This is a genomic window from Leptolyngbya sp. GB1-A1 (assembly GCF_039962475.1).
GTDB lineage: Bacteria > Cyanobacteriota > Cyanobacteriia > Elainellales > Elainellaceae > Leptolyngbya_A.
Genome location: NZ_JAMPLI010000007.1, coordinates 85,087 through 98,860, shown reverse-complemented (window position 1 = coordinate 98,860; position 13,774 = coordinate 85,087). Strand labels below are relative to the sequence as shown.

The window sequence follows — 13,774 nt, the reverse complement described above, 5'->3', positions numbered from 1 at the left end:
ATTTGTTTTTTAGCATAAACCGCTTGGGTAAAGAGTGCTTCATTCCCCTGGGCTACCTAATCGGGTGAGTCTGAAATGGATTGTCTTGTTCCATCCGGTAGGATTGCGCCTGTCCAATCCACATGGGTGAGGATTGCGCCGGTTAAATCTGCTCCTTTTAGATCGGCATCGCGCAAAATTGCTCCGGTTAAATCAGCATAGCTAAGGTCGGCATAGCGCAGGCTGGCTCCACTCAAATCCGTTGCCGCAACGCTCTGCTGCGGTTCTTGCGGCATTGTGCTTTGCGCTAATCGGCTCTGGAGCTGGGCACGGCAGAGTTTGGCGCGATCGAGGTTTGCCCCGGTCAGAATCGTCCCGCTGAGCTGGGCATAGCTTAAGTCTGCCTCGGTTAACCTTGCCTGACTGAGATCGGTAATTTGGTCGGCAGGAGGGCGAAAATCAGCCTCAAATAAATTCGCATCCCTGAGATCTGCTGCAATCAGACTTGCTCCCCCAAAGCTGGCTTTACACAAAATTGCCGATCGAAGGCTTGCCCGCTCTAGCTTTGCACCGCTCAAATCTGCTTCTCGCAAAATCGCCTCATCCAGGTTTGCTTCTGTCAGAATTGTTCCCCAAAGCAGGGCTTCGCTGAGGTTTGCCCGCCGCAGACTGGCATTGTGCAGATTGGTTTTTCCTAGACGCGCTTGTCGCAAATCCGCCTCACTGAAGTCGATCTTTGCCAGGTCTAGATTCAGCAGATCTATTTCGCGCAAAGTGAATCGCCGGAAGTCCCTTGTGCCGGTGGTGTATTGCTGAAGGATAGCTTCGGGGGTCATTCGTGGATGGGGGGCTATTGAGAGAAGGTTTGTCTTTATTAGTTTTCAGTGATTATTTTCATTGCTCAAGGGGCGAAGGGTAGATTATCGATCACTGCGTTGTTGGGGTAGGCACTTCTGGGGAATGTAAGGGGGGATTCAAGCGTTTGTTACTTGTAGATCGAGTGGGACGGTGAGCAGGAATGTGGTGTGACGATTGCCGCTTTTGATTTGAATTGTTGCGTCTAATCGCTGCACCAGTCTTTTGACGAGTGCCAGTCCTAGCCCCACGCCGCTATATTTCCAGGGATCATGGTTGGGGATGCGGTAGAACTTGTCAAAAATTCGCGTTTGCTCGTCGGGGGGAATTTCAACGCCTGAATTGCAGACGCTGATCTGAAGGGCCGGTCCGTCAAGCAGTTGACTCACTGAGAGGGCGATCGTCTCATGGGGGGGAGTGTATTTGCAGGCATTATCGAGCAGTTCGGTGACGATGCGTTCTAGATCGGTCAGGTCGGTTGTGAGCGGGGGCAGGCGATGCGAAGCACTTACCTCAGAGTGGTCGGGAATGTGTAGCTCCAGAGTTTGCTGATGTCTCTGGGCCCGCTCGATAAACGGCTCAGCAACATAGCGAATCCAGCTTCCCGGATCGATCGTAGTCAGCAGCAGGGGTTCGGTATTGGCATCTAGCCGCGACAGGTCGAGCAAATCGTCAATTAGATTAATCTCTCGATGGGTTTCTTGCTTCAAGATTTCAAAATGGCGATCGATCGCTGTGCCTTCGCCCAAAAGCTGCAATTGGTGCAAATGGATTTCTAGCAGTTCGGCTGCCATTTTGATATTGGCAACAGGCGTTCGCAGCTCGTGGGAAATAGTGCTGAGAAAATCATCTTTCAGGTAGTTAAGGCGTTCTAGCTCTATCACCTGAGCTTGGGCAGCCTGGTAGAGACGGGCTTGACGAATGGCGATCGCACACTGATTAGCGACCTGCTGCACCAGTCGAATTTCCTGTTCTTCGTAAACTCCATCGCTCTCTTTGTACAGCCACAGATCTCCCAAAACGCCCTGGTCATCAATAATTGGGCAAGCCAGTACCACAAACTGATTAGCGAGTGCCCGAACCGGAGAACCTATTACATAAATGGCGTTGTGCCAGCAAAATTGGAGATATTCTCCGCGTAAAAGCGGCTGATAGTATTCTGGAAATCCTTCGACCGACACAATTCTGCCCTGGGCGACGGGAACCGTGCCTTGAATGTATTCGTAGGCGATCGTCGAGAGCTGGTGCTGATGGCTATAGATTCCCGTATCGCAGCTTGAGATTCCCATTGCCAGGGTCAGTTCTCGTACAGCAGTCTGCAAAATTTGCGCTTCATCAAGGCTATCGCGCACTTTGTCTGTAATTCGCTTAAGCGTTGCCTCAAACTCAAATGCCTGTTGAAGCTGAGCAGTGCGCTGCTGCACCTGGAACTCCAGGGTTGTATTAAGCTGGCTAACCTGCTGATACAGCTCCGATTGCTGAATCGCGACGGCAACCTGACACGCAAGCTGGATGAGCAAGGAAACATCCTCCTGCTGCCACTGACGCGAGGCATCACACTGGTGGGCGATTAAAAGCCCCCACAAACGGTTCTGCTGGGGAAGAAGCTGGGCATGATTTTGCAAATCAGGTTGTAGGTTATTTTGCAGAATGGGGACAACTAGATTTGCCCGGACGTTAAGCTGAACGAGCAATTCTCGATAGCACGGGTGCAAATCTGCCCGATCAATGTCTTCAATCTGGTGAATCCGTCCTTCTAAATACGGCTCATGCCATAAATGCTTAAAGCAGGGGTCGTAGATTTTGCGATACAGAATTGAGGAGCAGCCCGGACGCACCGACTCAACAACCACCTGCCCGTTCCAATCGGGAGCGAACTGAAAAATCACCACCCGATCGCTTTGCAAAAAGTCCCGTACCTCTTCCACTGTAGTTTCCAGGACTTTACTCAAGTCGAGCGTCTGCCGAATTCGCTGGCTGATTGTCGTTAAGAGCCGCTCTCGTTCGAGCCTCTGCTGTACCAATTTTGCCGAGGGCTGGGGCTGTAGCGGTTCGAGCTGTAATTGGGTTGCACTGCCATAAAGCAAACCATCTTTCCCCAGCACAAACCGCCAGGAAAAACGTCGCTCGCTTCCGTCGGCATGGCGCATCCGAGTTTCAAACTGGCAGTGGGGCTGAGGCGGCAGCGAATGCAGGAGCGATCGAAACTGGGACTGAGTTGCAAAAACATCCTCAGGATGAACCAGATCGAACCAGTTCTGCTGCTTTAACCCCTGCACACTCCATCCCATTACCGCTTGCCAGTCAGGACAGAGCAGGACAATCTTGAGCAAGTCACTCTGCCGCAGACCATCAGGCAGGGCGATCGGGTGTGGGGAAGCCGTTTCTTTTGCAGAGTTATCTTTTGCGGGGTGATTGGGCTGTAAAACACACAGCAGCAAAGTACCCAGCCCGAAGAAGGACTGAAGCTGGCTCTGAGTTTTAGCAAATTGATGCAGTAAGCCTTCTAGATCAGTAAATTGTTCGATCGTCATCCAGCCCGCAGACATTAAGATCCCAGATTTAGCTTACTTTACCTTAAAGGTCCTCCTTATAGCAGCAAGCCGCATAAAAGCAATCCCACTATGGATAGAGAGTAGAGAATAAACGGGAGCATGATGCTAGGGTTTGGGCGGCTGTAACCACTGCTGAAGCCCACTAAAGCCAATTTCCGCCAGCAGAGCCAGCAGCGCAACGGGAATGGCTCCGACCAGCAAAATTCCACTGTCGTAGAGGGAAAATCCTCGCACAATAAAGGTTCCCAGTCCGCCTGCCCCAATAAATGCCGCAAGCGTAGCACTGGCAATCACTTCAACTAGCGCAGTTTTGATTCCCGCCACAATCCCGGGCAACGCCAAGGGCACTTCAACTCGACGCAACACCTGCGAACCGCTCATGCCCATGCCTGCTGCCGCTTCCCGCACTAGAGGATCGATCGTTCGAAACGCCACGTCTGTATTAATCAAAATAGGCGGCATTGCCAGCAGCGTCAGGGCGATCGTTGCAGAGCGAAAACTCAGCCCAAAATAGGGAATTGCCAGAAACAGAACCGCAATGCTGGGAATCACGCGCAGGGCATTAAAACCGTTGATAAAGGCAGTGGCGGCTAAACGCGAGCGAGAACTCCACCAGCCCAGCGGCAAACCCAGCCCTAAGCCGATCGCCATCGGCACCAGCACCAGCAGCAAATGTTGTCCAAATGCCTCAACCAATTCCTGCCCGTGTTCGATCGCATAGGCCCATGCCTGCCCTAAAACCTCCATGTGCCCGAATTCCGCTAGCTGGTTACATCTTCAAACTTATAGCCCACGCCGATCACCGTTTTTAGAAACGTGGGATTCGCCGGATCAGGCTCAATCTTCTTTCGTAAACGGGCAACGTGCGTATCCACCACGCGCTCATCGCCAAAGAAATCACTGCCCCAGAGTTTCTCAATCAGCTGAGTTCGATTCCAAACGCGACCGGGATGGCTCATAAAGGTGGTGAGCAAGTCAAACTCCAGCGTTGTCAGGTCTAGGGTTTCGCTGCTGTGATCGTCTAGCTGACGGTGAGCCACCCGCTGATCCACATCGGCAGAAAAGTGAGGCGTTTGATAAGCGCGGGTTTGTCCACCCTGTCGCAAGGTACGCCGCAGCAGTGCTCGCACTCGTGCCACCAGTTCTCTGGGGCTAAACGGCTTGACCAGATAGTCATCTGCGCCCGTAGAGAGTCCGATGATGCGATCGATTTCTTCCCCTTTTGCCGTCAGCATCAGAATATAGGGGTCTTTGTTTCCAGGCTTTTGCCGAATGCGAGCGCAAACCTCCAGCCCATCCAACCTAGGCAGCATCAAATCCAGCACAATCAAATCAGGCTGCTGTTCCTGGAAAACCTGGAGCGCGGTCAACCCATCCCGGCAAATCCGGCAGGTAAAGCCTTCCTTTTCCAGATAGAGCTGAATCAGCTGAGCAATTTCTGCTTCATCCTCAATAATTAGGATTTCCATAGGAACCGATCAACCCCGTGTTTGAAATGGTGAATCTGATATTTCGCGATCGTTTTAATTAATACCGTTTTAACTAATAAGGGCAATTGAGCAGTTGCAGCAATCCGACATCACCCCCTAAATTTCCCATCCCATAGGAACTTAGAAAATCCCCAGGAGAGCGAGGTTCCCCTTAATGAGGAAACGGTTCGGGTCACATTTAAGACTTCTCAAACAGCCTCTTAGACCTTGCCTTGCCAGAATCATTATCTATCCTAATCGCTGGCTGCATAAACAGCGACACCCCCGCTTCGGGCAGGTTCAGCTCATCATCGCTCTATCAGCTCTGGAATGTAAAACAATCTTCTCAACCATCCCTCCTCCCCCATTTCCCCGATCTCCAGGAAAACTTAGCCCCCCTATCCCCCTCATCCGTCCCTCATCCGCCCCTCTACCCCAATGGATCTCCCCATCGTCTACCATCCCCACTACGTCGCCCCCCTTCCCCCCAAACACCGCTTCCCAATGCAAAAATTTCGGCTGCTCTACGAGACGCTGTTAGCCGATAACGTTGCTCATCCTTCCCAATTTCACGCGCCCAACCTGCCGCCGATCGACTGGATTAAAACTGTACACACGCCCCAATACGTGCAGGCCTACCGGGAGGGAACCCTTGACCCTAAAGCGCAGCGTCGGATCGGTCTGCCCTGGAGTCCAGAACTGGTGAATCGCACCTGTATTGCAGTCGGCGGCACAATTCTCACAGCACGGCTGGCCTTGCAGCATGGATTAGCCTGCCAGACCGCAGGCGGAACCCATCACGCTTTCCCCAACTATGGCTCTGGATTTTGCATTTTTAACGATTTGGCGATCGCCGCACGAGTCTTGCTTCGGGAAAATCTGGTGCAGAAAATTCTGATTGTCGATCTGGATGTGCATCAGGGCGACGGCACAGCTTTTATCTTCCAAGACGATCCGCGGGTGTTCACTTTCTCAATGCACTGCGGTGTTAACTTCCCCGGCACAAAGCAGCAGAGTGACCTGGATGTGCCCCTACCTGAAGCCATGGAGGACGATGAGTATCTGCAAACTCTGGCAGCCTATTTGCCCGATCTGCTCTCGCAGGTGCGGCCCGATCTGGTGTTTTACGATGCGGGCGTAGATGTGCATCTGGGCGATCGGCTGGGGAAGCTGGCACTGAGCGATCGAGGGGTGTTTTGTCGCGAGATGCAGGTTTTAAGCACCTGTCTATCGCTGGGCTATCCGGTCGCTTGTGTGATCGGCGGCGGCTATGCGGAAGACATGAATGCATTGGTGTATCGGCATTCGCTGCTACATCGGGCGGCGGGGGATGTGTATCGGCAGTACGGGTAGAGGAGTGGCAGAGTGAGTGAGGAGATGGGGAGGTGGAGAGTAATCTCTCTTCTAGTTCATGTTGCCTATTCGTGCCTTAAGCTACAGTGAAGATCGTTTTTCTCTGCTGACTGCATGACTTCTGCTGATTCGATCGCCAATCCTCGTCGCGGTTCCAGACCGACCGATCTAGGGTTATTCAAGATTTTGTTTCCCTACGTACGGCGGGACTGGCGGCTTTTAAGCTTTGCGCTGCTGCTAATGGTTCCTCTGGCACTGGCGAACGCGGCGCAGCCGATCATTATTGGTCAGGCAGTGGCGTTGGCAAATCGGGAATCCGTGATGGGGTTTTTGCAAGGGCGATCGCTGGCAGACGGGGCACAAATTTTGATCGGGCTGCTCGTGCTGACGCTGGTGGTGCAGTTGTCCCTCAGCGGCATTCAGGGCTATTTGATTCAAAAAGTAGGGCAGCGGATTACGGCGAATCTTCGCAACGATTTGTTTTTTCACGTCACGTCGCTGGCAACTCGCTTTTTCGATCGCACTCCAGTAGGCAGGCTGATTACGCGCTTAACAAGCGATGTGGACGCGCTGGGCGATGTGTTTTCAACCGGGGCAATCGGGATTATCAGCGACTTTATTTCGATTCTGGTGCTGATTGTGGTCGCGTTTCAGCTTCAGTGGCAGTTGGCGTCGTTGCTGATGGTGTTTTTGGTTCCGGTCACGGGACTGGTGATTTACTTTCAGCAGCAGTTTCGGCAGGCAAACTACCGCGCTAGAGATGAACTGTCTGCCCTAAATGCCACGCTGCAAGAGAATATTGTCGGTATTAACGTGGTGCAGCTTTTCCGGCGAGAGCGGTTTAATACCGAGCAGTTTCGCGCCATTAATCAACGCTACATTGTCGAAGTCGATCGCACGATTTTCTATGACTCTGCCGTGTCTGCAACATTAGAATGGGTTGCCCTGGCAGCGATCGCGGGGGTGCTGTGGCTGGGCAGTCTACTGGTGCTGCAAAGAACGCTGGATTTGGGGATTCTCACCTCATTTATCCTTTTTGCTCAGCGATTGTTCGACCCTTTACGCCAGTTTGCCGAGCGGTTCACCGCGATTCAGGCAGGGCTGACGGCACTGGAACGCGTGAGCGATATTTTTGAAGAGCCGATCGAGATTCGCGACCCAGAGCAGGTAAAACAGTACGCAGGAGCGGCTCATTCGGCGCGAGTCCCCCACCGAGAGAACGGCTTTGGCTCGGTGAACGGTGCAGCCAACGGTGCAATTTATCCGGCATTGGATGGCTCAACCAATGGTTCTAAACCGCAGCCGAGCGAAATCTGTTTTGATCACGTCTGGTTTGGCTACAAGCCGAATGAATACGTGCTGCGCGACCTTAATTTCACGATTCGTCCGGGCGAAAAAGTGGCGTTAGTCGGACCCACCGGAGCCGGGAAAAGCTCAATTATTCGCTTGCTCTGTCGCCTTTATGAGGTCAGCGAGGGGAGAATTCTGTTAGACGGAGAAGATATTCGCAATTTGCCCCAGGCAGAACTGCGTCGTCGCATGGCGGTGATCTTGCAGGACGGCTTTCTGTTTGCAGGTGATGTCAAAGGCAATATCACGCTGGGGGAATCCTATTCGATCGATCAGGTGCGACAGGCAGCAGCGCAAACAAACGTGGCGGATTTCATCGAGGGTTTACCCCAGGGTTACGATACCGAACTGCGACAGCGTGGCACAAACCTCTCCGCAGGCGAAAAACAGCTCCTTGCTTTCGCGCGAGCCGCAATTCGCAATCCCAGCATTCTCATCCTGGATGAAGCGACAGCAAATCTGGACGTGGTCACTGAAGCCCGAATTCAGCAGGCACTCGAAACACTGCTGGTCGATCGCACTGCCATTATCATCGCCCACCGTTTGTCTACGATTCGCAGCGTCGATCGCATCTTAGTGCTGAAACAGGGGCACTTAGCCGAGTCAGGTAGCCACGAGGAACTGCTGGAGCAAAACGGACTCTATGCCAGCCTGTATAAGCTGCAAATGCTGGGAAACGATTAGCTTTGCGTTGGAATGAATTACCCCTTAAGGAATAGATAAAGGGTTGTTAATCATCCCTTTGACTGGGCCGCATAGGATATCCAAGTGTCCTTATGTGAGATTTTTCCAACTGGCTCTGCTATGGCGAAAAAACAAGATATTCGCGCTTCCATCAGAAAAGCTTTGGCTGATGATGATGCCATTCATAACACTTCTGCAAATGACTCGTTTGGTCAGGTTTTAGACCGTGCCCGGATAGGGCGACGGGGCTTTTTGAAGGGCAGTTCGTCCCTAGCAGCAGCCTCAATGCTCGGTATGGGATTGGCATTTCTGGGTGATTCGGTCAAGCGCCAGGGGCAAGCGGCTAAAGCTGCATCAGGTCTTACCCTGAGTTTCAAGCCTGTTGCCAAAAACATCGCTGACACCCTCACGGTTCCCGAAGGTTACACTGCCAAAGTTCTACTTGCTACAGGCGATCCGCTCAAAAGCAACGTGACCCCCTACAAAAATGACGGAACTGATAACGACTTTGATGTGCGGGCAGGCGATCATCATGATGGCTTACATTACTTTGGCCTGAGACAGGACGGCAATGGTTGGGACCCGAGCAACAGCGATCGTGCTCTGCTTTGCATCAACCATGAAGTCTGCGAAGACCTGGGCTTTGTGCATCCCAACGGACCCACTGATTATGGTCCAGAAAGTACCGCAGCTCGTCCGCCGATCGAGATTGATAAGGAAGTCGCTGCTCATGGCGTCAGCGTGGTTGAGATTGCCAGACAGGGTACAACTTATCAGATCAACCGTGATTCGCAATACAACCGCCGGATTACAGCAGCAAGTGTTTTCGAGATTTCTGGTCCTGCCCGTCGCAACCCCATGATGGCTACCGCATTTTCTCCCAGCGGTGAGCAGACCCGGGGCACCTTAAACAACTGCGGTCATGGCTATACACCCTGGGGCACGTACCTCAGCGGCGAGGAAAACTGGGCGGGGTATTTCCATCGTCGAGAAGAAGATTCCGTCCTGAATGCAAAAGAATTAGCATCCTTTAAACGCTACGGCGTCAGCAATGACACCTCAGGTCGCTACAACTGGTCGCGGGCGGGCGCATCCGATAACATCGATCTCTACCGTCGCTGGGATGCAAGCAAGACGGGCAGCAGTGCCGACCAGGATTTTCGCAATGTTGCAAATACCTTCGGCTGGGTGGTGGAAATTGACCCGTTTAACCCCAACGCCACCCCCAAAAAGCGGACTGCTCTGGGCCGTATGGCTCACGAGGGAGCCTGGTCTGCCAGAGTCGTTGCGGGTCAACCCCTCGTTTTTTATATGGGGGATGACGCACGCAACGAATACATCTACAAGTTTGTTTCTGCTGCCAAGTGGGACCCCCGAGACGCATCAGGTGGTATAGCAGCAGGAGATAAGTACCTGGATGCAGGCACACTGTATGTTGCGAAGTTTAACGATGATGGGACGGGAGAATGGTTGCCCCTTACCCTGAACAATCCCAACATTGCCAATGATGCAAACTATGCCTTTGCTGATGAAGCTGATGTGTTGATCAATGCCCGCCTTGCCGCTGATGCAGCCGGAGCAACCAAGATGGATCGCCCGGAGTGGGGTGGAGTCAACCCAGGCAACGGGGAGGTTTACTTTACCCTGACCAATAGTGTGTCGAGCAGCAGCGGTCGGGGGGTAAAAACACCGCTTGATGCTGCCAATCCTCGCTACTATGCCGATGCCAAAGAGGACGAAACAGCCCAGGGCAATGTCAACGGTCACATTATTCGCTGGCGTGAGTCTAACAGTAATCCTGCGGCTGCCACGTTTAACTGGGATGTTTACCTCTTTGGTTCGCAAGCCGATGCCGGGTCAGATATTAATCTGTCCGGTCTGACCAATGAGAATGATTTCTCTAGCCCAGACGGTATCTGGTTTAGCGAGTCAGTCCCGGGTTTACTGTGGATTCAAACGGATGATGGCTACTACACCGATGCCACCAACTGTATGATGCTGGCTGCGTTGCCGGGGTCAGTCGGAGACGGAACCGAAAAAATGGTGGCTAACAAGACAGTGCCTCTCAACGCGAATGCGGATCAGATGGTCAAAACCTATGTGGGCCAGTCTGCCAGCCCAACCGTGCTGCGTCGTTTTCTGGTGGGTCCGCGTGACTGCGAAATCACGGGCATCACTGAATCGCCCGACGGCAGAGCGATTTTCGTCAATATTCAGCATCCAGGCGAAAATAGTAAGTCCCCCACTGACCCGACTCAGTTCACAAGCCACTGGCCGGATGGCGGCAATGCCCGTCCTCGATCGGCTACGGTGATGATCACACGCAACGACGGCGGCATAATTGCGAGCTAAGAGGATGCTTGAGCAGTAGATGTTTGAGCAGTAAAAGTTGCTACCAAACTGCCCCCTAAATCGGTCAACTTTAGGAGACTTTGAACCGGAGAGTTGGCTCAGAAGTTTCCTAAAATTGGGGGCTGGGGGCAAATGCAGGACATCGGACGCTTTTCAAACATCCTTTAAGCTGCGTTAACCCAACGCCAGTCAACCTAATCATGAGCAACTTGAGGAGAGCCTAACAATAGTCTAGGCTCTTTCTTTTTACTCTTGGCTAATTCTCTTTGCTAGTTCTCTTTGTCGCCTAACATTCAGCATCGATCGCTGGTGTGCCCAAGCTGGAACCGATCGATAGATCAATTAGGAAGTTCAGCGATCGTACCTACACTGAGAAATATTATTGGGGAATATTGAGGCACAGTGCAGAAGCCAGAACAGCCAATCAGCAGGCAGCCCGAACTCAAGAGCTAGGCACAATTACCTAGAAATATGCGATGATAACAGAACGTTATTTCGCAACCTGTGACCGATCGATGCAAAAGTTAATCACTGTGCAAGTTTTCCGCCATTTAGTTGTAGTTTCTTATACGACTGTTAAAATTAGATAAGAGAACCAAACATTCAATACCTCAGTATCGAGCATTCCGAATCAGGCGAACTGCGTGCGGTAATCTCACTGTAAGCATTCAGGGCAGTTGCTTGATTTTCAATGATTCCAAGGATTCATCTGAATCAATTTGGCTGCATTCGCAGCTCAAGCTCTTCCCATTTGCGACAGAGAGGCATAGCAAGGCGTGATTCACTCTTCATTCAGTCAGATGCGGCGTTACGATTCAGCAGCAATTACACGCTATTATCGCTTGCGTCCGTGGCGAGCTATCTGGCGAACGGTTTCAATTCTTTGGCAGTTTATTGGCTTCCTGCTAGGGCTAAAGTGGGACGACTGGACTCAGCAATCTGAGACCTATAAGCCTAAGCGGGCAGCGCAGCTCCGGCACATCTTGACCCGCTTAGGTCCAACCTATATTAAAGTCGGTCAGGCTCTCTCCACCCGTCCTGACCTCGTTCGCAAAGATTTTCTCGACGAACTCACTAAGCTGCAAGACCAGTTGCCGCCCTTTCCCACGCCGATCGCCTTCGCCATTGTGGAGCAGGAACTCGATCGCACCATCGATGAGATTTATGCAGAGATCACGCCTCAGCCGATCGCTGCTGCCAGTCTGGGACAAGTTTACCGTGCCCGCCTCAAAACCGGACAGGAAGTGGCAGTGAAGGTGCAGCGTCCCAATTTGCTGCCGACTCTGACGCTCGACCTATATCTGATGCGCTGGGCAAGTGGCTGGCTGGCTCCCCTGCTGCCGCTTAACCTGGGACACAATCTCGCCCTGATTGTGGATGAGTTCGGCACAAAGTTATTTGAAGAAATTGACTACCTGAATGAAGGACGCAACGCCGAGAAGTTTGCCGCCAATTTTGCGGATGATCCCACAGTAAAAGTTCCCTCGATCTACTGGCGATACAGCAGCCAGCACGTCCTGACGCTGGAGTGGATCAACGGTTTTAAGCTCACTGATATGCAAAAAATCCGCGAGTCCAATCTCGATCAAGACGCACTAATTGAAATTGGTGTCACTTCTGGACTGCGGCAGCTTCTCGAGTACGGCTTTTTCCACGCTGACCCCCATCCAGGTAACCTGTTTGCCACAGCCGACGGGCAGATGGCGTACATCGACTTTGGCATGATGGATCAGCTCAGCCAGGAAATGAAGGAGACGCTGGTTGATGCCGTGGTGCATTTGATCAACAAAGACTACGTAGAACTGGCAAAAGATTTCGTCAAGCTGGGCTTCCTCACCCCCGACACTGATATTCAGCCGATCGTCCCGGCTTTGGAAACAGTTCTAGGCAATGCACTGGGGCAAAATGTCCGCGATTTCAACTTCAAGACGATTACGGATCAGTTTGCGACCCTGATGTATAACTATCCGTTCCGTCTACCTGCCCAATTTGCACTGATCATTCGATCGCTGGTGACACAAGAAGGACTTGCCCTCAGCCTCAACCCCGATTTCCGCATTGTAGATGTAGCATACCCCTACATAGCGCGACGGCTGCTCACAGGCGAATCCCCTGCTCTGCGGCGCAGACTGATCGAGGTGCTACTTAAAGACGGCAAGTTTCAGTGGCAGCGGCTGGAAAATCTGATTTCGATCGCCCGCTCCGACGATCACTTTGATATCCTGCCTACGGCACAACTCGGTTTACAATACCTGTTATCGGAAGAAGGACACTATTTGCGTCAGCAGTTGATTCTCGCCCTTATAGAGAACGATCGGCTTCATACCGAAGAAGTGCAGCGGCTCTGGAATCTGATCAAAGATGACATTAAGCCTGCTCAGCTTTTCAATGCAGCGATCGGTGCTTTAACGGATCTGTCAGCTGCGGGTGCAACTTCGCTCCTGCCCTCCGTTGCAGCTTTGATTAAACCTCCCAGCCATCAGTCAAAAGCTCAGTCAAAAGCTCAGTCAACTAGTGCAACGCGCCTTAACCACTCATCGCTTTGAGTTCATACTCCGAACTGATTCTGGTTTCTGCTACGTCGCGATCCTTTTGTTTTGCTCGTCCTTTCCTCAGTGAACTCATGGAGCCAATGTTTTTCTCCTACGAACCGCCGTACCTTTTGCTGGTCGCGGGGCTATTCATCGGCATCGCCTGCGGTGCAGCCTTTGAAGCGGTTCTTAAACAGTCTGTCCAGGCTTGGGCAAAAGATCGATCGACTCGCAATCTGGCAAATCTTCAGGGACGGGCACTGTTCATTCCGTTCCTGGGGATCTGTATTGGAATTTGTATGTTTCTAGGGGCGGGCATGACGGTTTTTGGTTTTCCTACGTCTTTGTCCTACGGAATTGCGTTTCCCTTAACGGTGCTGATCGCTGCGCTAGTATGGTCGCAGCTCGGCAAAATCCTGATTCAGCTTGAGCAGGGCGGCTCTAAAGCTCTTGATTTAGATATTTACTAAGGCAGATAAGCCTGAAGCTTTTACCTAAGGACACTGTTCCTACTCTCTTGTTCTAGCCCAGATAGCAACAGTGACATATCTCGATTTAAGGAAGCCATCCCGCTTCCTTTTTTGTTTTTTCAGCTATCGAACACTTGACTTATTCAACAAAAACTGATGCTGCTATTCCTATCGCA

The 13,774-nt window shown here is 52.0% G+C and carries 9 protein-coding genes; 5 read left to right on the top strand and 4 right to left on the bottom strand.

Annotated features, from left to right (window positions below):
- Positions 1-56: 56 nt before the first annotated feature.
- The 4 genes from NDI45_RS09905 to NDI45_RS09890 form a co-directional block, all read right to left on the bottom strand.
- On the bottom strand, positions 57-815 hold the full coding sequence (locus NDI45_RS09905; RefSeq protein ID WP_190793393.1) for a pentapeptide repeat-containing protein: 759 nt from the start codon (positions 813-815) through the stop codon (positions 57-59).
- A 138-nt stretch (positions 816-953) separates the two neighbouring features.
- Positions 954-3,383, bottom strand: a complete 2,430-nt coding sequence (locus NDI45_RS09900; protein ID WP_348247196.1) for a GAF domain-containing protein — start codon at positions 3,381-3,383, stop codon at positions 954-956.
- A 111-nt stretch (positions 3,384-3,494) separates the two neighbouring features.
- Positions 3,495-4,136, bottom strand: a complete 642-nt coding sequence (locus NDI45_RS09895) for an ABC transporter permease (protein ID WP_190793395.1) — start codon at positions 4,134-4,136, stop codon at positions 3,495-3,497.
- A gap of 14 nt (positions 4,137-4,150) precedes the next feature.
- Complete coding sequence (locus tag NDI45_RS09890) at positions 4,151-4,858, bottom strand: response regulator transcription factor (protein ID WP_348247195.1); 708 nt, start codon at positions 4,856-4,858, stop codon at positions 4,151-4,153.
- Between the two features lie 438 nt (positions 4,859-5,296).
- On the opposite strand from NDI45_RS09890, the gene NDI45_RS09885 reads away from it, so the two are divergent.
- From NDI45_RS09885 to NDI45_RS09865, 5 genes are all read left to right on the top strand, one after another.
- Entirely contained in the window at positions 5,297-6,211 is a 915-nt protein-coding gene (locus NDI45_RS09885) for a histone deacetylase (protein ID WP_348247194.1), read from the top strand.
- A 114-nt stretch (positions 6,212-6,325) separates the two neighbouring features.
- Positions 6,326-8,245 carry an ABC transporter ATP-binding protein gene (locus NDI45_RS09880; protein WP_190793398.1) on the top strand — a complete coding sequence of 640 codons (1,920 nt, stop codon included), beginning with the start codon at positions 6,326-6,328 and terminating at the stop codon, positions 8,243-8,245.
- 120 nt (positions 8,246-8,365) lie between these two features.
- Positions 8,366-10,597, top strand: a complete 2,232-nt coding sequence (locus NDI45_RS09875) for a PhoX family phosphatase (RefSeq protein WP_348247193.1) — start codon at positions 8,366-8,368, stop codon at positions 10,595-10,597.
- 800 nt (positions 10,598-11,397) lie between these two features.
- The gene (locus tag NDI45_RS09870; protein WP_348247192.1) at positions 11,398-13,143 is read left to right on the top strand and encodes an AarF/ABC1/UbiB kinase family protein; all 1,746 of its coding nucleotides are present in this window, start codon (positions 11,398-11,400) and stop codon (positions 13,141-13,143) included.
- Positions 13,140-13,598: a hypothetical protein gene (locus NDI45_RS09865; protein ID WP_348247191.1), complete on the top strand. Its 459-nt coding sequence runs from the start codon at positions 13,140-13,142 to the stop codon at positions 13,596-13,598. The genes NDI45_RS09870 and NDI45_RS09865 overlap by 4 nt, the downstream gene beginning before the upstream one ends.
- Positions 13,599-13,774: the final 176 nt, after the last annotated feature.